This window comes from Pseudomonas sp. G.S.17 (assembly GCF_038096165.1).
GTDB lineage: Bacteria > Pseudomonadota > Gammaproteobacteria > Pseudomonadales > Pseudomonadaceae > Aquipseudomonas.
This window is the reverse complement of record NZ_CP151076.1, coordinates 2,193,128-2,213,611: the sequence shown is the minus strand read 5'-3', so window position 1 is coordinate 2,213,611 and position 20,484 is coordinate 2,193,128. Positions and strand designations below refer to the sequence as shown.

Here is a 20,484-nt window from a genome sequence, read left to right as displayed (position 1 = left end):
AGCGGACAGGTTGTTCATAGTCTTGCTGTCAGTCACGCATCGGCGCCGGTGCGATGACTTCGCGAGACCCGTTGGTGTTCATGGAAGTGACGACGCCCGCCATCTCCATGGCTTCGATCATGCGCGCAGCGCGGTTGTAGCCGATCTTCAGCTTGCGCTGGACCGCTGAAATCGAGGCGCGACGACTTTCGAGGACGAACTTGACCGCTTCGTCGTAGAGCGCATCACTTTCACTGTCGTCGGAACCTTCGCTGCTGCCGCCATCGAAGCCGCTGCCGGGCTCTTCAACGCCTGCCAGAATATCTTCGTTGTAGTCCGGCGTCCCGCGCAGTTTCCACGCTTCAACGACGCGGTGAACCTCATCATCGGAAACGAAGGCGCCATGGACCCGGATTGGCAGACTGGTGCCCGGCGGCATGTAAAGCATGTCACCGTGGCCCAGCAATTGCTCGGCGCCGCCCTGGTCGATGATGGTCCGCGAGTCGATCTTGCTCGATACCTGAAACGCCATCCGCGTCGGAATGTTGGCCTTGATCAGACCGGTAATCACATCAACCGACGGTCGCTGGGTCGCGAGAATCAGGTGAATCCCCGCCGCACGGGCTTTTTGGGCGATACGTGCGATCAGTTCCTCGACCTTTTTGCCGACGATCATCATCATGTCGGCGAATTCGTCCACCACCACCACGATGGTCGGCAACTTGGTCAACAGCGGCGCTTCGTCGTGAATGCTTTCGCGCTTGTACAGCGGATCGACCAGCGGAGTCCCGGCTTCCTGTGCTTCCCTGACCTTCTGATTGAAGCCCGACAGGTTACGCACGCCCATCTTCGCCATCAGCTTGTAGCGACGCTCCATTTCCGCAACGCTCCAGCGCAAGGCGTTGGCGGCGTCCTTCATGTCGGTGACTACCGGGCAAAGCAAGTGCGGAATGCCTTCGTAGATCGACAGTTCAAGCATTTTCGGGTCGATCATGATCAGCTTGGCGTCTTCCGGGCCGGACTTGAACAGGATCGACAGAATCATCGCGTTCACACCGACCGACTTACCGGAACCGGTGGTACCCGCGACCAGCAAGTGCGGCATTTTTGCCAGGTCGGTGATCACCGGTTTGCCGCCGATGTCGTGCCCCAACGCCAGGGTTACCGGGGATTTGGCATCGTCATACTCGGGAGTCGCCAGCACTTCGGAGAAGCGCACGATCTGCCGGTCTTCATTGGGAATCTCGATACCGACCGTAGTCTTGCCAGGAATCACTTCCACAACCCGCACGCTGGTGACCGCGAGGGAACGCGCCAGGTCCTTGGCCAGGTTGGAAATACGGCTGACCTTCACGCCCGCAGCGGGTTGAATCTCATAGCGGGTGATGACCGGACCAGGATGGATCGAATCGACGGTAACCTCGACACCAAACTCCTTGAGTTTGATTTCGAGCAGATTGCCGACTGCGGCCAGCGACTCTGGCGAATAATTGAGCTGTTTCTTTTCTGCCGGATCCAGAATCGAGATCGGTGGCAAAGTGCCTTCCACCGCGCTGTCGACAAACAACGACGCTTGCTTTTCTTTCAGCACGCGCTTGCTTGGCTCGGGCGCGTTGGCAGGTGCTGGCGGGATAACCGCAGCAATGTGTTTTTCTCGCTCGGCCACGGGCTTGGTGAAGACTTGTTCGCGGGGCGGCTCGACCGGGCGCTCCCTGGGCTTGACCGGCTCGCGACGCTCGCCAGCAACCGGCGCCACCTTGTCGTAGTTTCGGCTATCGGCTTCACGCAGTTGCGCGACCATCTGCTTGCGCTCGTTGCGCGCCGTCCACCAGCGGCTGGCCGCGCCCTGAAACAGCTCCAGCAGATCCAGCGTGATCTTGCCGGTCACGTCCATGACCTTGAACCAGGACAGATCGGTAAACACCGTCAGGCCGAACAGAAACAGGGCAATGAACAACAAGGTGCTGCCCTGGATGTTCAAGGCTTTCTTGGCCATGTCGCCGAGAATCTCGCCGAGAACGCCACCTGCGGAACCCGGGAAACCTGCCGCGAAATGGAAATGAATATGCGCCAGCGCGGCACCGGCCAGAACCAGGAACACCAGGCCGATCAAGCGCCAGGAGAATAGCCAGCCGCTCCACTGCCAGGGTTCGTGGCGATGACGGAAGATCTGGTACGTCTTGATCGCCAGCAACAACGGGAATATGTAAGCGAAGTAGCCCAGCACCATGAACAGGATGTCAGCACAGAAAGCACCCGCACGCCCGGCCGCGTTCTGGACTTGTACCGCGCTGCTGGTATGGCTCCAGCCGGGGTCATTCTGGTCGTAGGTCAGCAGTGCCATCATCAAATACAGGCACAGGGCGCCGAAAGCGATCAGCGCACCTTCCTTGAGCCGGTAGTGCAATTGCTGCCGCCAAAGCGGAACGGGGCTGGGTGCTACGGTGGATTTCTTCAAAACGCTTTTTTTCCTGCGCTGGAGCGCGAACATCTGATGGTTGACGTCGAACGTACTGTATTCACGAAATATGGATCGTCAATCCTGAAAACGGGTGTAGACGGTGCGCTGCCAGGCTCAGACCGGACGATGACTCGAAACACAACAACAAGGTAGGCATTGTACGGGTTTGCACCGTCGATGCCACGCTAGTCTGGCTTGGGTGTAGCATATCTTCAAGACTCACCGGGAACGGTCAATTTGAGCACGCATTGCCTTTGCTGACAAAGACTTATGAGACGTACCTTGCTCAGCTTCGCGAAACGTTCCGGGCCGTACGAATTCAGGGTGACTTATCGCCCAAAAAGCCATCATACGGTCAGGAGACCGACCTCAAAAGGACGACCGCTTATGACCACGCATGTCACGCAGAGTTGCAGCATTGCGTTAATCGCCCTCCCCTCTCGCACAGCCCTGACCTCATGCTGACCTGGTTGCAACGCAACAGCCTGGTATTTCCGCCACTGGAAAAAGCCTTGCGCGAACCTGACGGTTTGCTCGCCGCGGGCGGTGATCTGTCTGCGGACCGCCTGATTCAGGCTTACCGCCACGGCTGCTTTCCGTGGTTCCAGGAGGGCCAGCCGATCCTCTGGTGGTCGCCGGATCCGCGCACGGTGATCTTTCCCGAAGAACTGCATGTGTCACGCAGTTTGGGCAAGGTCATCCGGCAGGGGCGCTTTCAGGTGACCTTCGATCAGGACTTTGCCGCAGTGATACGTGCCTGCGCAGGGCCGCGCAGTTATGCCGACGGCACCTGGATCACCGGCCCGATGCAGACCGCTTATCTGGAATTGCACGAGCGCGGTCATGCTCACAGCGTAGAGGTTTGGGAAAACGGTAAATTGGTCGGCGGCTTGTACGGTCTGGCCATGGGGCAACTGTTCTTCGGCGAATCGATGTTCAGCCATGCCGATAACGCCTCGAAAGTGGGTTTTGCCACCCTGGTGGAGCGCTTGAGCAGCTGGGGTTTCGTATTGATCGACTGTCAGATGCCAACCGACCACTTGCACAGCTTTGGTGCTCGGCCCATCCCGCGCCAGGAGTTTGCCAATTATCTGCGGCAGCATCTGGACTAGCCAAATAACGCCGACTGGTTGCCTAGGCGAGTTCAGCAGCCTGACATACACTCTAACTAAAGGTTTTTATCAGGGGGGCGATCATGACAGAGCTGGCCCGGCTTAAGTTTTATGCCACTCAACCCCATTCCTGCAGCTATTTGCCTGAGGAACAGGCGACCACGCTGTTCCTGGACCCCAGCCAACCGATGGACGTCAAAGTCTATGCCGACCTCTCGGACATGGGCTTTCGCCGCAGTGGCGATCACCTGTATCGACCTCACTGCCAGAATTGCAGCGCGTGCGTGCCTGCCAGAATCCCTGTCGACCTGTTCGTACCGAATCGGCAGCAGAAGCGCATTTTCAAACGCAACGCGGACATCCAGGTCAGCAGTACCAAACCGCACTTCACCGAAGAGTATTTCGATCTCTATCAGCGCTATATCGAACAAAGGCACGCCGATGGCGACATGTTTCCACCCAGTCGCGACCAGTTTTCGACTTTTCTGGTTCGCGATCTGCCCTTCTGCCGGTTCTACGAATTTCGTGTCGAGAAACGCCTGGTTGCAGTCGCAGTTACCGACCTGCTGCCCAACGGCCTTTCTGCGGTCTACACCTTCTACGAACCGACTGAAGAGCGCCGCAGTCTGGGGCGATACGCGATTTTGTGGCAGATAGCTGAAGCTTCGCGCCTCAAGCTCCACGCGGTCTATCTGGGGTACTGGATAAAGAACTGCCAAAAGATGAATTACAAGACCCAATACCGGCCCATTGAGCTGCTGACAAATCAGAGATGGGTCACTCTTTACTGAAGCCCTTGGCTTAAACATCATTTTTCGGGCACAATGCACGCCGCTTTTGCCTGGCGCCACTTGCACCGGGCCACTCATTGGATACCGAGGGCTTTACTGCATGTCGAAAGAAGACAGCTTCGAAATGGAAGGCACTGTCGTCGACACCCTGCCCAACACCATGTTTCGTGTGGAGTTGGAAAATGGGCACGTCGTAACCGCGCATATATCCGGCAAGATGCGCAAGAACTACATCCGTATTCTTACCGGCGACAAGGTGCGTGTTGAACTGACGCCCTACGACTTGAGCAAAGGGCGCATTACTTACCGCGCCCGTTAAGCAAGTCTGACAAAAACGCCCGGCATCTGCCGGGCGTTTTTGTTCGTCTGAATTTTGTCGAATGCAAGCGTATCGCCCAAAGAAAACCCCGCGTCTCTTGCGAGACGCGGGGTTTTCTTTGCCTTGCGAGCGGCCTCCGGAACTTAGGCCATTTCGGCCGTAGTCTCGAAATCGAAGGTCATCTCGCCATCCTTGACGTCAATGTGCACAACACCACCGTGCTCAGCCAATTCACCGAACAGGATCTCCTCAGCCAGTGGACGCTTGATCTTGTCCTGAATCAAACGCGCCATTGGTCGAGCGCCCATCTGTGCGTCGTAACCACCCGCCGCCAACCAGCTGCGTGCCGCATCGGTGACTTCGAGCAGGACTCGCTTGTCTTCCAGCTGCGCCTGAAGCTCGGTAAGGAACTTGTCCACCACACTCTTGATAACCTCGTGACTGAGGCGACCAAATTGAATGATGGTATCCAGACGGTTGCGGAATTCAGGCGTGAAGCTCTTCTTGATCACTTCCATCGCATCAGACGAGTGGTCCTGATGGGTAAAGCCGATGGAGGCACGCGCTGCGGTTTCTGCGCCTGCGTTCGTGGTCATGATCACAATCACGTTGCGGAAGTCAGCCTTGCGCCCGTTGTTGTCGGTCAAAGTCCCGTGATCCATCACCTGCAGCAGCAGGTTGAAGACTTCCGGGTGCGCTTTTTCGATTTCATCGAGCAGCAATACGCAGTGCGGCTGCTTGGTGATTGCTTCCGTGAGCAAACCGCCCTGGTCAAAGCCGACATAGCCTGGAGGCGCACCGATCAGACGCGATACGGTGTGACGCTCCATGTACTCGGACATGTCGAAACGCACCAGCTCGATACCCAACGCCTTGGCCAACTGACGAGCCGCTTCGGTCTTGCCGACACCGGTAGGACCGGCGAACAGGAAGGAGCCGACTGGTTTGTCCGGCGACTTCAAGCCCGCACGAGACAATTTGATGGCTGTCGACAGTGAATCGATAGCGGCATCCTGACCAAACACCGTCAGCTTGAGATCGCGCTCAAGGTTACGCAGCAGTTCCTTGTCGGAGCTGTTGACGTGTTTAGGCGGAATACGCGCGATTTTCGCCACGATGTCTTCAACTTGCGCCACTTCAATGCGTTTGACGCGTTTCTCGATTGGCTGCAGACGCTGATAGGCACCTGCTTCGTCAATCACGTCGATCGCCTTGTCCGGCATGTGCCGGTCATTGATGTAGCGTGAGGCCAGCTCGGCAGCTGCACGCAGTGCCTCATCGCTGTACTCGATGTTGTGGTGCTGCTCGAAACGCCCCTTGAGGCCTCGAAGAATGCCGATAGTGTCTTCCACCGACGGCTCAGACACATCGACTTTCTGGAAGCGGCGTGCCAGGGCGCGATCTTTTTCGAAGATGCCACGAAATTCCTGGAACGTCGTCGAACCGATGCAACGGATATCACCCGAAGAAAGCAGCGGCTTGAGCAGGTTCGATGCATCCATTACGCCGCCGGATGCAGCACCGGCACCGATGATGGTGTGGATTTCATCGATAAACAGGATGGCGTGCGGACGTTTTTTCAGCTCATTGAGCAACGCTTTGAAGCGCTTCTCGAAGTCGCCACGGTACTTGGTACCGGCCAGCAATGCGCCGAGATCAAGGGAGTAGACGACGCTGTTGGCGAGCAGATCAGGTACCTGATTGTCGACAATGCGCTTGGCCAGGCCTTCGGCGATTGCGGTCTTGCCTACGCCAGCCTCGCCAACCAGCAGCGGGTTGTTTTTCCGGCGTCTGGCGAGGATTTGCGCAACGCGCTCGACCTCAAGCTCACGACCGACCAGCGGGTCGATACGACCCTGGCGCGCCAGTTCGTTGAGGTTGCTGGCATAGGCATCCAGAGGATTGCCTGAAGATGAAGACTCCCCGCCCTCGTCGTCCTGCATATCTTGCTCACCTTCAGAGTGATCGCCGTGCCCAGGCACTTTAGAAATGCCATGCGCGATGTAATTGACAACATCGATGCGTGCAACGCTCTGCTGCTTGAGCAGAAACACTGCCTGGCTTTCCTGCTCACTGAAAATCGCAACCAGCACGTTGGCGCCGGTGACTTCACGCTTGCCGGAACTCTGCACGTGGAAGACAGCACGCTGCAGCACACGCTGGAAGCCCAGGGTTGGCTGGGTTTCGCGATCCTCGTCGTGGACCGGGATCAACGGCGTGGTGGAGTCGATGAACTCCTGCAGATCATGCTTGAGCTTATCGAGGTTTGCGCCGCAGGCACGCAGAACAGTGGCGGCAGCCTCATTATCCAATAGAGCCAGCAGGAGGTGCTCGACGGTCATGAATTCATGACGCTTGGAGCGAGCCTCCTTGAAGGCCAGATTGAGGGTGACTTCGAGCTCACGGTTTAACATAGCTTCACCTCATACCCAAGTGGTCGGCGTTTAACCGTCCTTCTCGATCTCACAGAGTAGCGGATGCTGGCTTTCCCTGGCGTATTGGTTCACCTGCGTTGCCTTGGTCTCGGCGATGTCGCGGGTAAACAATCCACATACTGCCCGTCCCTCTGTATGGACGGCCAGCATGACCTTGGTCGCCAGCTCACGATTCAGGTTAAAAAACACCTCGAGCACTTCAACAACGAAATCCATCGGGGTGTAATCGTCGTTAAATAAAACCACCTTGTACATCGGCGGCGCCTGTAGCGTCGGCTTGGCGTCCTGAACTGCGATGCCCGCCGCGTCATCCTCACCGGAACCTGGACTGTCCTGATTGAATGTTAGTCGAATCTTGCTGATTGCATGCATGGAAAGAAAAGTTCGTAGAAGGCGGATTGAAAATAATTAGCCTCAGTCTGACCGGTTTTCAAACGGACCGCCGCATGACCTTGACTATCGGCTAAACGGTGTTACAAACAATAGAACCCACATTGGGTAAAAAGGGTCCGCGCAGTCAACCAAAATTTTTTTAGGTCCGGCGGATGAGGTGGATGATACTCCCAACGGAGTCCTTTGCAGAGGGATGTGACTATGCTCAGCGGTAAGGTCAAGTGGTTCAATAATGCAAAAGGCTATGGCTTCATTGTTGCCGACGGCAAGGATGAAGATCTGTTCGCCCATTACTCGGCCATCAAGATGGACGGCTACAAAACCCTCAAGGCTGGCCAAGCGGTCAGTTTTGAGATCATTCAGGGGCCCAAGGGCTTGCATGCCGTGGATATTCAGGCAGCCGTCGTAAGCGATAACGCTTCGGCACCCGCTGAAATCCCAAGTCACGCAAGCAAGACCGATGATAGAGTTACTGCCTGACGACTCCCGGCGTGCGACCCACTACGCCAACTGACAAATCGGCCGGTTCAGAGACTTGAACCGGCCGATTTGGCTTATCTCACAGCAATCAGATTCACATGTGAGAGATCAACGCATCGCCAAAGGCTGATGAAGACAGCAGCGTCGCGCCGTCCATCAGACGCTCGAAATCATAGGTAACAGTTTTCGCGGAAATAGCGCCGTTTGTGCCTTTGATTATCAGGTCTGCCGCTTCGACCCAACCCATGTGACGCAGCATCATCTCTGCGGACAATATCAACGACCCCGGATTGACCTGATCCTTGCCTGCATATTTGGGCGCCGTGCCATGCGTGGCCTCGAACATCGCGACCGTGTCGGAAAGATTGGCCCCCGGCGCGATGCCGATCCCGCCCACCTCGGCTGCCAACGCATCAGATAGATAGTCGCCGTTGAGGTTCAGGGTCGCGATCACGTCATATTCGGCGGGGCGCAACAGAATCTGCTGGAGCATCGCATCGGCGATAGCGTCCTTGACGATGACATTCCTGCCGGTCCTGGGATTCTTGAACTGCATCCACGGACCACCATCCAGCAGCGTGGCGCCAAACTCCTGAGCCGCAATCTCATAGGCCCATTCCTTGAAGGCACCTTCGGTGAACTTCATGATGTTGCCTTTATGCACAATGGTCAGCGACTCACGGTCGTTGTCCACCACATACTGCAAGGCCTTGCGCGCCAAGCGCTGCGTCCCCTCCTTTGAAACCGGCTTGACGCCAATCCCACAGTCCTGATCGAAGCGAATCTTGGTAACGCCCATTTCCTCCTTGAGGAACTTGATGACTTTGATTGCCTCGGGCGAACCGGCTTTCCACTCGATCCCGGCATAAATATCTTCGGAGTTTTCCCGAAAGATCGTCATGTCGACGTCGCCGGGCTTCTTGACCGGGCTGGGTACACCCTCAAACCAGCGCACCGGGCGCAGGCAGACATACAGGTCCAGCTGCTGACGCAGGGCGACGTTCAAGGAACGAATGCCGCCGCCAACCGGGGTCGTCAGCGGCCCCTTGATCGAAACGACGTAATCCTTGACTGCATCCAGCGTTTCCTGGGGCAGCCAGGTGTCCTGATCGTAAACCTGGGTCGCCTTTTCGCCGGCATAGACCTCCATCCAGGAGATTTTGCGCTGGCCGCCATAGGCTTTTTCCACGGCCGCGTCGACCACCTTGATCATGACCGGGCTGATATCGACGCCGATTCCGTCACCTTCGATGAAGGGAATGATCGGTTTATCAGGCACGTTCAAGGAGTGATCCGCGTTGACAGTGATTTTTTCGCCGACGGCTGGAACCTGAATCTTCTGGTAGCCCATTGTTGTTGTACTCCCTATTGCTTGTATTGCGGTGGGGGTGTGGGTCTGTTGAGACATCCTGGCTGCGATTGAGCGTAGTCAGTGGTGGCTCTGCCCGCAAACTCCCGACCGCGCCGCCCGGCAGGCAAAGCCTTGCGGACCCTTGCCGGGCAAGAATACAGAGAGGGCTGCACCCGTTACCCTCGACCAACGGCCTATATCGCTCATTCGTTAGCACGCATAGCATTAATGCTTAAGACCAAGGGTTTGATATACTCCCGGCGTGACTACCGGGTCATAGGGGTTGACCAGTCTGAAACCTGACGTTCAGCCTTTATAGGCGTTGGGCTGCCATAACAGCTCACCGCTCGACGCTCGACTGATGCACCCACCATCATCAATCGCGAATAAACCTCGACTTAGGCTCATGAAGCGACTGTGAGCAAGAGTGCATACCCTGCGCGCATCGAGATTTTGTGCATGCTCAGCAAAAGAGAGTTCATACGAAATGTCCAACCGCTCGAAGATCATCTACACCTTCACCGACGAAGCCCCTGCCCTCGCCACCTACTCGCTGCTCCCTATCATCGAAGCGTTCACCGCCTCCTCTGATATCGACGTTGAAACGCGAGACATCTCTCTGGCAGCCCGCATTCTTTCCAGCTTCCCGGAATCGCTGCGCGCCGATCAGCAAGTAGCAGATCATCTTGCCGAACTGGGCAAACTGGCCACTACGCCAGAAGCCAACATCATCAAATTGCCCAACATCAGCGCCTCGGTCCCGCAACTCAAAGCGACTATCAAAGAACTGCAGGAGCAGGGCTTTGCTATTCCCGACTACCCGGAAGCACCGAGCACCGACGCTGAAAAAAATGTCCGCGCCCGCTACGACAAGACCAAAGGCAGCGCCGTGAACCCGGTTCTGCGCGAAGGCAACTCTGATCGCCGCGCCCCGCTGTCGGTCAAGAACTACGCCCGCAAGCACCCGCACAAGATGGGCGCGTGGAGCCCCGAGTCCAAATCTCATGTCTCTTACATGAGCGAAGGCGATTTCTACGGCAGCGAGAAAGCCGCGCTGATTGAAGCCGCTGGCAGCGTCAAGATCGAACTGATCGCTCAAGACGGCACGACCACTGTCCTGAAAGAAAAAACTGCTGTGAAAGCAGGCGAAATCATCGATTGCTCCACCATGAGCAAAAAAGCCCTGCGCAGCTTCATCGCTGCCGAGATCGAAGACGCCAAAGCCAAGGGCGTGCTGTTCTCCGTGCACTTGAAAGCCACCATGATGAAGGTCTCCGACCCGATCATGTTTGGTCAGATCGTCGCCGAGTACTACAAGGACGCATTGGCCAAACACGCTGACATCCTCAAGCAAGTCGGCTTCAGCCTGAACAACGGCATTGGCGACCTGTACGACCGCATCACTGTGCTGCCGGCCGACAAACAAGCCGAAATCAAGGCTGACATCGAAGCCGTCTATGCCGTGCGCGCACCGCTGGCGATGGTCAATTCCGACAAAGGCATTACCAACCTGCACGTGCCAAGCGACGTGATCGTCGACGCATCGATGCCGGCAATGATCCGTGACTCCGGCAAAATGTGGGGCGCCGACGGCGAACTGCACGACACCAAGGCAGTCATCCCGGACCGCTGCTACGCAACCATCTATCAGGCCACCGTCGAAGACTGCAAGAAACACGGCGCCTTCGATCCGACCACCATGGGCAGCGTGCCTAACGTGGGCCTGATGGCACAGAAAGCCGAAGAGTACGGCTCCCACGACAAGACCTTCCACATCCAGGCCGACGGCGTTGTTCGCGTCACCGACAGCGACGGCAAGTTGCTGATGGAACAAAAGGTTGAAGCTGGCGATATCTGGCGCATGTGCCAGGCCAAGGACGCGCCGATTCAGGATTGGGTCAAACTGGCCGTCAACCGCGCTCGCGCCAGCAACACCCCGGCGGTGTTCTGGCTCGACCCGGTCCGCGCCCACGACGGCGTGATGATCGAAAAGGTCCAGAAGTACCTGCGTGACCATGATACTTCGGGTCTGGACATCCGCATCATGTCGCCTGTCGACGCGATGAACTTCACCCTGGAGCGCACTCGCGCCGGCAAGGACACCATTTCGGTGACCGGTAACGTGCTGCGCGACTACCTGACTGACCTGTTCCCGATCATGGAACTGGGCACCAGCGCCAAGATGCTCTCGATCGTACCGCTGATGAGCGGTGGCGGCCTGTTTGAAACCGGCGCGGGCGGTTCGGCTCCGAAACACGTTCAGCAACTGGTCGAAGAAAACTTCCTGCGCTGGGATTCGCTGGGTGAGTTCCTGGCGCTGGCGGCTTCCCTGGAACACCTGGGCAGCACCTACAACAATCCGAAAGCGCTGGTTCTGTCCAAGACCCTGGATCAGGCTACCGGTGAGTTCCTGGACCGCAACAAGTCGCCTTCGCGCAAAGTCGGCAACATCGACAACCGCGGCAGCCACTTCTACCTGGCGCTTTTCTGGGCTCAGGCACTGGCGGCACAGAACGACGATGCAGCGCTGAAAGCGCAGTTCACCCCGCTGGCGAAAACCCTGGCCGACAACGAAGAAAAAATCGTTGCCGAGCTCAATGCCGTTCAAGGCAAGCCTGCGGACATCGGCGGTTACTACTACCCCAACGCCGAACTGACCAGCAAAATCATGCGTCCAAGTGCGACCTTCAACGCAGCGATCGCTTCGCTGGTTTAAGGCTGCATCGGTTAGACGTCTGAAAACGCCTGCTGTAAAGGAAACCCCGGCCTCCTGCCGGGGTTTCTGTATCTGCGACAGGCAAAACCCCAGCACTGTTGCGCCCACTGTTTGCACAGGGAAAATTGACCATGCAATGGCAAGCCCACGTTACCGTCGCAACCATCGTCGAAGATCAGGGCCGCTTCCTGATCGTCGAAGAGCTCAAAGGCGGCAAAGCCGTACTCAACCAGCCCGCCGGCCATCTGGACCCGGATGAAACCCTGCAACACGCCGCCGTGCGCGAAACTCTGGAAGAAACCGGCTGGGACGTCGAACTCACCAGCGTCATCGGCATTTACCTGTATACCGCGCCCAGCAACGGCGTGACGTATCAGCGTATTTGCTTTGCCGCCAAGCCTCTTCATCATCATCCCGACTATGAGCTGGACGATGGCATCATCGGCCCGCTGTGGCTGACTCGCGATCAATTGCAGGCTGAACAGCATCGCTGGCGCAGCGAGCTGGTGATGCGCTGTGTAGACGATTACCTGAGCGGCGAGCACTTCAGTCTGAGCCTGCTGCGCGACAGCGTGTGAGACTCGGCGACCTCAGCCTGTTAGAATCGCGTCCTTTTCGAAGCCACACATTGAATCCCTATGCGTGATCCAGCCCTTTCCGATTCAGCAACGAAGCGCGTCATCGTCGGCATGTCCGGCGGCGTAGATTCTTCCGTTTCCGCCGTTCTGCTCATGGAGCAGGGTTATCAGGTGGAAGGCTTGTTCATGAAGAACTGGGAAGAAGACGATGGAACGGACTACTGCACCGCTCGCGAAGACCTGGCCGACGCCCAGGCCGTCTGCGACAAGATTGGCATCAAGCTGCACACCGCCAACTTCGCCGCAGAATACTGGGACAACGTGTTCGAGCATTTTCTGGCCGAGTACAAGGCCGGTCGTACGCCGAACCCGGACATCCTCTGCAACCGCGAAATCAAGTTCAAGGCGTTTCTCGACTACGCCCTGATGCTCGGCGCCGACCTGATTGCCACCGGCCACTACGTACGCCGCCGCGACATCGATGGGCGCACAGAACTGCTCAAGGGCCTGGACGCGAACAAGGACCAGAGCTACTTCCTGCATGCCGTGGGCGGCGAGCAGATCGCCAGAACATTGTTCCCGGTCGGCGAGCTGGAAAAACCTGCGGTGCGCGCCATCGCCGAAAAACACGGCCTGGCCACCGCCAAGAAGAAAGACTCAACCGGCATCTGCTTTATTGGCGAACGGCGCTTCACGGATTTCCTGCGTCAATACCTGCCCGCTCAGCCCGGCGAGATCAAGACCACCGAAGGCGAAGTCATCGGGCGCCACAGCGGCCTGATGTACCACACCATCGGCCAGCGCCAGGGCCTGGGCATCGGCGGTTTGAAAGACGCCAGCGATGATCCGTGGTACGTGCTGGTCAAGGATCTGGAAAACAACGAGCTGATCGTCGGCCAGGGCAACGACCATCCATGGCTGTTTTCCCAGGCACTGATCGCCTCGCAGATCTACTGGGTCAACCCGGTCGACCTGAGCACGCCACGCAGGCTGACGGCCAAAGTGCGTTACCGCCAGGGTGATCAGCAGTGCACGCTGGAACAGACCGCTGATGGCTATCGAGCCAGTTTCGACGAGCCTCAACGTGCCGTGACACCCGGTCAGTCCGTGGTGTTCTACGACGGCGAAATCTGCCTGGGTGGCGGCGTGATTGAAATCGCCGAACCGTGGCACAGCAAGGACAAGCGTTGATGACCCCGATTCAGGAACAACTCACCGCCCTGGGCGGTGTCTTTCAGGCCGCAGTGCTGGTCGACCGCATTGCCAAGACCGGGCAATCCAGCGAAGCCGCGATGACCTGCATGCTGGGCAGCCTGCTGGTGCTGGACCCCAAGGACACGCTGGACGTGTATGGCGGCGATGATCTGAACCTGCGCGAAGGCTATCGCGCACTGGCCAGCGCCCTGGAGCGCGATCCGGCGACGCTGCAACGAGAACCGCTGCGCTACGCCTTGTCGATGCTGGGCCTCGAGCGCCAGCTGGCCAAGCGTGACGACATGCTGGAAGTCATCGGCAAGCGCCTGCCGCAGATCCAATCCCAGGCCGAGCATTTTGGTGTTGCCCATGAAAACGTGGTTTCCGCCTGCGGCGCGTTGTATCAGGACACCCTGAGCACCCTGCGCCAGCGGATCCAGGTCCACGGCGACATGCGCAACCTGCAACAACCGAACAACGCGTCGAAGATCCGCGCGCTGTTGCTGACCGGAATACGTTCAGCCCGTCTGTGGCGACAAGTTGGCGGTCACCGCTGGCAGTTGGTCGTTAGCCGGCGCAAGCTATTGAAAGAATTGTACCCACTGATGCACGGCTGATTCGCCGGGTACCCGTAACCGATACTTACAAACGTCGCGCACCATACGCTGGTCAGACCGCACGGATCTGGCCCGTTTTTCATGTATGATACGCGCCCCATTTCGTTGCCCGACTGTCCGAGAACACCCCATGCAGCTTTCTTCGCTCACTGCGGTTTCCCCTGTAGACGGCCGCTACGCCGGCAAAACTCAGGCTTTGCGCCCAATTTTCAGCGAATACGGCCTGATCCGTTTTCGCGTCATGGTTGAAGTGCGCTGGCTCCAGCGCCTGGCCGCACACCCGGAAATCACTGAAGTCCCGGCGTTTTCTGCCGAAGCCAACGCGATTCTCAACACCTTGGCTGAAGACTTCTCGGTCACCCACGCCGAGCGCGTGAAAGAGATCGAGCGCACCACCAACCACGACGTCAAGGCCGTGGAGTATCTGCTCAAGGAACAGGCTGCCAAGCTGCCTGAACTGGACAAGATCAGCGAGTTCATCCACTTCGCCTGCACCAGCGAGGACATCAACAACCTGTCCCACGCCCTGATGCTGCGCGAAGGCCGCGACAACGTCATGCTGCCGTTGATGCGCCAGATCGCCGAGTCCATTCGCGAACTGGCCATCCGTTTCGCTGACGTGCCAATGCTGTCCCGCACCCACGGCCAACCGGCTTCGCCGACGACCCTGGGCAAAGAGCTGGCAAACGTCGTCTACCGTCTGGAGCGGCAGATCACCCAGATCGCAGCGGTGCCGCTGCTGGGCAAGATCAACGGTGCGGTCGGCAACTACAACGCGCATATCTCGGCCTACCCGGCCATTGACTGGGAAGCCAACGCGCGCGCCTTCATCGAAGACGAACTGGGCCTGGGCTTCAACCCCTACACCACCCAGATCGAACCGCATGACTACATCGCCGAGTTGTTCGACGCGGTCGCCCGCTTCAACACGATCCTGATCGACTTCGACCGCGATATCTGGGGCTACATCTCCCTGGGCTATTTCAAGCAGCGCACCATCGCTGGCGAAATCGGTTCGTCGACCATGCCGCACAAGGTCAACCCGATCGACTTCGAAAACTCCGAAGGCAACCTGGGCATCGCCAACGCGCTGTTCCAGCATCTGGCCAGCAAACTGCCGATCTCCCGCTGGCAGCGTGACCTGACTGACTCCACTGTGTTGCGCAATCTGGGTGTGGGCTTCGCTCATAGCGTCATTGCCTATGAAGCCAGCCTCAAGGGCATCAGCAAGCTGGAGCTCAACGAGCAGAAGATCGCCGCCGACCTGGACGCCTGTTGGGAAGTTCTGGCCGAGCCGATCCAGACAGTCATGCGCCGCTACGACATCGAAAACCCGTACGAGAAACTCAAGGAACTGACCCGCGGCAAGGGCATCAGCCCCGAAGTGCTGCAGACGTTCATTGACGGCCTGGACATGCCAGCCGACGCCAAGGCCGAGCTGAAAAAGCTCACCCCGGCCAATTACATCGGCAATGCCGTGGCTCAAGCCAAGCGCATCTGACCCGCGGTAAACAGTTGCACACGCCCGGCAGTGCCGGGCGTTTTTATTCCTGTCTATAAAACACGTTTTTTCAATAGGTTACACATGAATCCTGATATTCCTCTTCAATTGTTGGGCGGCATCAGCGCTCGCGTTTTCCTGCGTGACTACTGGCAGAAAAAGCCCCTGCTGATTCGTCAGGCGATACCGGGCTTCGAAAGCCCGATCGATCCTGACGAACTGGCAGGCCTTGCCCTGGAAGAAGAAGTCGAGTCGCGCCTGGTCATCGAAAACGGCGAACGCCCGTGGGAACTGCGTCGCGGCCCTTTCGCCGAGGACGAATTCAGCAAACTCCCGGAACGTGACTGGACCCTGCTGGTACAGGCCGTGGACCAGTTCGTCCCGGAAGTCAGCGAGCTGCTGGAAAATTTCCGTTTTCTGCCAAGCTGGCGCATTGACGACGTGATGATCAGCTATGCCGCACCGGGTGGCAGCGTTGGCCCGCACTTCGACAATTACGATGTGTTCCTGCTGCAAGGCCACGGCAAGCGTCACTGGCAGATCGGCCAGATGTGCGACTCCGAGAGCGCGCTGCTGCAACATGCAGACCTGCGCATCCTTGCTGATTTCCAGGGCACCGAAGAATGGACCCTGGAACCCGGCGACATGCTCTACCTGCCGCCACGCCTGGCTCACTGCGGCGTCGCGGTCGATGAATGCCTGACCTACTCGGTCGGTTTTCGCGCGCCCAGCGCTGCCGAAGTACTGACCCACTTCACCGACTTCCTCAGCCAGTTCATCCCTGACGAAGAACGCTACACCGACGCTGACGCACAACCGGTCAGTGATCCGCACCAGATCCAGCATGACGCGCTGGATCGCCTGAAAGCCCTGCTGGCCGAGCACATGGGCGACGAACGCCTGCTGCTCACCTGGTTCGGCCAGTTCATGACCGAGCCGCGCTACCCCGAACTGGTAGTGGGTCCCGAGCTTGAGGAAGAAGACTTGCTCGGTAGCCTGGAACAGGGTGCAGTTCTCATCCGCAACCCAAGCGCACGCCTGGCGTGGTCCGAAGTTGACGAAGACCTGCTACTGTTCGCCAGCGGCCAGAGCCGTCTGCTGCCCGGCCACCTGCGCGAGCTGCTGAAAATGATCTGTGCCGCCGATGCGCTGCACAGCGAAAATCTCGCTCCGTGGCTGAGCGACGAACAAGGACGAAATCTACTCTGTGAACTGGTCAAACAAGGAAGCCTGGGATTTGCCGATGAATAAAATCCACGTCCGAGTCGCCGATTGGCAAAAGGACAACATTGAGATTCGCAGAATTCGCGAAGCGGTTTTTATCGCAGAACAGTCCGTACCTGCAGAACTGGAATGGGACGCCGAAGATGCTGGCGCGATTCATTTCCTGGCCTATGAAGGTGATTTTCCGATTGGCACCGCACGGCTGCTGCCGGACGGTGAAATCGGCAGACTGTCGGTTCTCAAGGACTGGCGCGGCTTGAAAGTCGGCGATGCGTTGCTCAATGCGGTCATCGACGATGCCGAGCGGCGGGGTCTCAAACCACAGAAGCTCAGCGCTCAGGTGCATGCCACAGCGTTTTATCAGCGCCACGGCTTTACCGTCGTCAGCGCAGAATTTCTGGAGGCTGGCCTTCCGCACGTCGACATGGTTCGCGATACCCGCTGATCTCCCGATACAGCCAATAAGCGCCCCGCGTCCCCACTTCAGCCTGAGCAGGCCGAAATGAGGTCGCGGGGCGTTTTGCCATGCACGATTCAACTTGCCCCCTCTCAGGCCGACAAAGTGGCAAACTCAAGTCTTTCCAGACGTATCAGTGGAGATAGGGACATGTTCCTGCGCAGCGTGCTCACCTCAATACTCATCACATGTAGCGTGTGCGTCATGGCCGCTACCGAAGTAGTCCCGCTCAACTTTCGCACCAGCGATGAGCTGTTGCCGGTGGCGAAATCGTTCCTTGGCCAGGATGGCAAAGTGAGCGCTTACAACAACCAGCTGATCATCAATGCCGAGCCACGCAAGATCGACGAGCTGCGCGCCTTGATCACGCAACTCGACACCGCCCCCAAGCGCTTGCTGATCAGCGTCGATACCAGCGACAGCGCAGCACGCAACACGCAAGGCGCCAATCAGTCGCGCGTCATCAATTACGGCACCGCCAGCCGTGAAGGCGGCGTCCAGCAAGTACAGACCACTGAAGGTGCGCCAGCATTGATTCAGATCGGGCAAAGCGTGCCGCTGACCACCTCGCAATCCGATTCCTACGGCTATGCACAGAGCAACACCGAATACCGCAACGTCACCCAAGGCTTCTACGTGACCGCCAGCGTCACCGGCGACACGGTACACCTGAGCATCACCACCAACCGTGATCGCCTGAGCCAGGAACGGCCGGACGTCATCAAGGTACAAAGCACCGACAGCCAGGTCAGTGGACGTCTGGGCGAATGGATCACACTCGCTGGCGCCAGCGACCAGTCGGTCGCCGATCAGCAAGGGTTGGCTAATCGCTATTCCACCCAAGGGCGGGAAGACATGACACTACGTGTCAAGGTCGAAACGCTCGACTGAAGCCGCTACCTGTCGGCGGTCGCAGAAATATCAGCACTGAAGGGCCCGGACCTGACTGACTAGTCGTATTAGACCAAAGATGTAGTGGAACCATAAAAGCACTACAAAACGTTTGACGGGTTAAAAACGACGAGGCATGATTGCCCCGCTCCCGCTAATCAGAGGCCCTGCAAAGAGCCTTCGGATCGCGCTCTAACCTACCCACCTGAGCCGATTCGTGTCTGTACCGCCCACAAGGCAGTTTGACGAGGTTGCTACTGGAACGAAGTTGTCCTGAGGGACGGAAGCGTAATAGGTCGATAGCTCAACCCGTCAAATGACTGCAACAAGGCATCCACGAGCCGAACTGCAGACATGGGCCAGGCCATATGCCCACTCTTCCCGACTTGAGCTCATCGTTCACCCGTAGCAACCACGCAAACCAGGCTCGATCAGCCACTTCTCTGATCAGCGAGCAGCCATCCATGTGCCTTCGATAACCGGGGCGTTTTGGCGGAGCAAGGAATTTTCCACCCAAAACCGATGCGATACTTTTGCGACGAGGTTTATCTCCATGGCACTGACACGCGAACAACAAATAGCAGCTCTCGAAAAAGACTGGGCTGAAAATCCGCGCTGGAAAAACGTGACCCGTACTTATTCCGCCGCTGATGTCGTCCGCCTGCGTGGCTCGGTTCAACCTGAACACACATTCGCCAAACTGGGCGCGGAAAAACTCTGGAATCTGGTCACCCAGGGTGCCAAGCCTTCGTTCCGCCCTGACAAAGACTTCGTCAACTGCATGGGCGCCCTGACCGGCGGCCAGGCTGTACAGCAGGTCAAGGCCGGCATTCAGGCGATTTACCTGTCCGGCTGGCAAGTGGCCGCCGACAACAACTCGGCAGAGTCGATGTACCCCGATCAGTCGCTGTACCCAGTGGACTCGGTTCCAACTGTGGTCAAGCGCATCAACAATTCATTCCGCCGCGCCGACCAGATCCAGTGGAAAGCCGGTAAAAATCCAGGCGATGAAGGCTATATCGACTACTTCGCGCCAATCGTTGCCGATGCCGAAGCCGGTTTTGGCGGCGTGCTGAACGCTTACGAACTGATGAAAAGCATGATCGAAGCTGGCGCTGCAGGCGTTCACTTCGAAGATCAGCTGGCCTCGGTCAAGAAATGCGGCCACATGGGCGGCAAGGTGCTGGTACCGACTCAGGAAGCCGTGCAAAAGCTGACTGCTGCGCGTCTGGCAGCGGACGTCGCTGGCGTACCGACCATTATCCTGGCCCGTACCGACGCAAACGCCGCAGACTTGCTGACTTCGGACTGCGACCCGTACGACAAGGAATTCGTGACCGGCACCCGCACGCCAGAAGGCTTCTATAAAGTCCGCGCCGGCCTGGACCAGGCTATCTCCCGCGGCCTGGCCTACGCGCCGTACGCCGATCTGATCTGGTGTGAAACCGCCAAGCCGGATCTGGACGAAGCCCGTCGCTTTGCCGAAGCGATTAAAAAGGAATACCCGGACCAACTGCTGTCTTACAACTGCTCGCCATCTTTCAACTGGAAGAAGAACCTGGACGACGCGACCATTGCGAAATTTCAGCGCGAGCTGTCGGCAATGGGCTACAAGCACCAGTTCATCACCCTGGCCGGCATCCACAACATGTGGCACAGCATGTTCAACCTGGCGCACGACTACGCCCGCAACGACATGACTGCCTACGTGAAACTGCAAGAGCAGGAATTCGCTGACGCCGCCAAAGGCTACACCTTTGTGCAGCACCAGCAGGAAGTCGGCACTGGCTACTTCGACGACATGACCACGGTCATTCAAGGTGGCGCTTCATCGGTAACGGCGCTGACCGGCTCCACCGAAGAAGAACAGTTCCACTGATTGGCTTGCACCTGATGTGAAGAACCGCCCTCCGGGGCGGTTTTTTATGCGTAATGCCTAAGCCGATGGCCCAATGGATCACTTTCTTGCGATGGAGCGAGGCTTG

General features: G+C 57.9%; 17 protein-coding genes. 13 read left to right on the top strand and 4 right to left on the bottom strand.

Features of this window, described 5'->3' with window-relative positions:
• Positions 1-28: 28 nt before the first annotated feature.
• Positions 29-2,470, bottom strand: coding sequence for a DNA translocase FtsK 4TM domain-containing protein (locus tag AABC73_RS10145; RefSeq protein ID WP_341523457.1), 2,442 nt, complete (start codon positions 2,468-2,470; stop codon positions 29-31).
• A gap of 428 nt (positions 2,471-2,898) precedes the next feature.
• Here AABC73_RS10145 and aat point away from each other — a divergent pair, with 428 nt between their 5' ends.
• From aat to infA, 3 genes are all read left to right on the top strand, one after another.
• Positions 2,899-3,552, top strand: coding sequence for a leucyl/phenylalanyl-tRNA--protein transferase (gene aat / locus AABC73_RS10140; RefSeq protein WP_341523456.1), 654 nt, complete (start codon positions 2,899-2,901; stop codon positions 3,550-3,552).
• 83 nt (positions 3,553-3,635) lie between these two features.
• Positions 3,636-4,343 carry an arginyltransferase gene (locus AABC73_RS10135; RefSeq protein ID WP_065833781.1) on the top strand — a complete coding sequence of 236 codons (708 nt, stop codon included), beginning with the start codon at positions 3,636-3,638 and terminating at the stop codon, positions 4,341-4,343.
• A 100-nt stretch (positions 4,344-4,443) separates the two neighbouring features.
• Positions 4,444-4,662: a translation initiation factor IF-1 gene (gene infA, locus AABC73_RS10130; RefSeq protein WP_002553999.1), complete on the top strand. Its 219-nt coding sequence runs from the start codon at positions 4,444-4,446 to the stop codon at positions 4,660-4,662.
• Between the two features lie 143 nt (positions 4,663-4,805).
• Here the strand turns inward: infA and clpA are convergent, their stop codons facing one another.
• On the bottom strand, positions 4,806-7,076 hold the full coding sequence (clpA, locus tag AABC73_RS10125; RefSeq protein ID WP_065833780.1) for an ATP-dependent Clp protease ATP-binding subunit ClpA: 2,271 nt from the start codon (positions 7,074-7,076) through the stop codon (positions 4,806-4,808).
• 30 nt (positions 7,077-7,106) lie between these two features.
• Positions 7,107-7,469, bottom strand: coding sequence for an ATP-dependent Clp protease adapter ClpS (clpS, locus tag AABC73_RS10120; RefSeq protein ID WP_341523450.1), 363 nt, complete (start codon positions 7,467-7,469; stop codon positions 7,107-7,109).
• A gap of 222 nt (positions 7,470-7,691) precedes the next feature.
• On the opposite strand from clpS, the gene cspD reads away from it, so the two are divergent.
• On the top strand, positions 7,692-7,970 hold the full coding sequence (gene cspD, locus AABC73_RS10115; protein WP_341523449.1) for a cold shock domain-containing protein CspD: 279 nt from the start codon (positions 7,692-7,694) through the stop codon (positions 7,968-7,970).
• Between the two features lie 94 nt (positions 7,971-8,064).
• Here the strand turns inward: cspD and icd are convergent, their stop codons facing one another.
• Positions 8,065-9,321, bottom strand: coding sequence for an NADP-dependent isocitrate dehydrogenase (gene icd / locus AABC73_RS10110; protein ID WP_341523448.1), 1,257 nt, complete (start codon positions 9,319-9,321; stop codon positions 8,065-8,067).
• Positions 9,322-9,808: 487 nt separating this feature from the next.
• On the opposite strand from icd, the gene AABC73_RS10105 reads away from it, so the two are divergent.
• The 9 genes from AABC73_RS10105 to aceA all read left to right on the top strand — a co-directional run bounded on the left by AABC73_RS10105 (position 9,809) and on the right by aceA (position 20,378).
• Positions 9,809-12,037 (top strand): NADP-dependent isocitrate dehydrogenase, encoded by a 2,229-nt coding sequence (locus AABC73_RS10105; RefSeq protein ID WP_341523447.1) that lies wholly within the window; start codon positions 9,809-9,811, stop codon positions 12,035-12,037.
• A 131-nt stretch (positions 12,038-12,168) separates the two neighbouring features.
• Positions 12,169-12,615, top strand: coding sequence for an NUDIX hydrolase (locus tag AABC73_RS10100; RefSeq protein WP_341523446.1), 447 nt, complete (start codon positions 12,169-12,171; stop codon positions 12,613-12,615).
• 60 nt (positions 12,616-12,675) lie between these two features.
• Entirely contained in the window at positions 12,676-13,806 is a 1,131-nt protein-coding gene (mnmA, locus tag AABC73_RS10095; RefSeq protein WP_047571881.1) for a tRNA 2-thiouridine(34) synthase MnmA, read from the top strand.
• On the top strand, positions 13,806-14,426 hold the full coding sequence (gene hflD / locus AABC73_RS10090; protein WP_331151200.1) for a high frequency lysogenization protein HflD: 621 nt from the start codon (positions 13,806-13,808) through the stop codon (positions 14,424-14,426). The genes mnmA and hflD overlap by 1 nt, the downstream gene beginning before the upstream one ends.
• Before the next feature lie 130 nt (positions 14,427-14,556).
• On the top strand, positions 14,557-15,927 hold the full coding sequence (purB, locus tag AABC73_RS10085) for an adenylosuccinate lyase (RefSeq protein ID WP_341523445.1): 1,371 nt from the start codon (positions 14,557-14,559) through the stop codon (positions 15,925-15,927).
• An 84-nt stretch (positions 15,928-16,011) separates the two neighbouring features.
• Positions 16,012-17,178, top strand: coding sequence for a cupin domain-containing protein (locus tag AABC73_RS10080; protein WP_331151198.1), 1,167 nt, complete (start codon positions 16,012-16,014; stop codon positions 17,176-17,178).
• Positions 17,171-17,596 carry a GNAT family N-acetyltransferase gene (locus AABC73_RS10075; RefSeq protein ID WP_065833772.1) on the top strand — a complete coding sequence of 142 codons (426 nt, stop codon included), beginning with the start codon at positions 17,171-17,173 and terminating at the stop codon, positions 17,594-17,596. Before AABC73_RS10080 ends, AABC73_RS10075 begins: the two co-directional genes overlap by 8 nt.
• A gap of 162 nt (positions 17,597-17,758) precedes the next feature.
• On the top strand, positions 17,759-18,499 hold the full coding sequence (locus AABC73_RS10070) for a secretin N-terminal domain-containing protein (RefSeq protein ID WP_341523444.1): 741 nt from the start codon (positions 17,759-17,761) through the stop codon (positions 18,497-18,499).
• A gap of 553 nt (positions 18,500-19,052) precedes the next feature.
• Positions 19,053-20,378 carry an isocitrate lyase gene (aceA, locus tag AABC73_RS10065; protein ID WP_020290206.1) on the top strand — a complete coding sequence of 442 codons (1,326 nt, stop codon included), beginning with the start codon at positions 19,053-19,055 and terminating at the stop codon, positions 20,376-20,378.
• Positions 20,379-20,484: the final 106 nt, after the last annotated feature.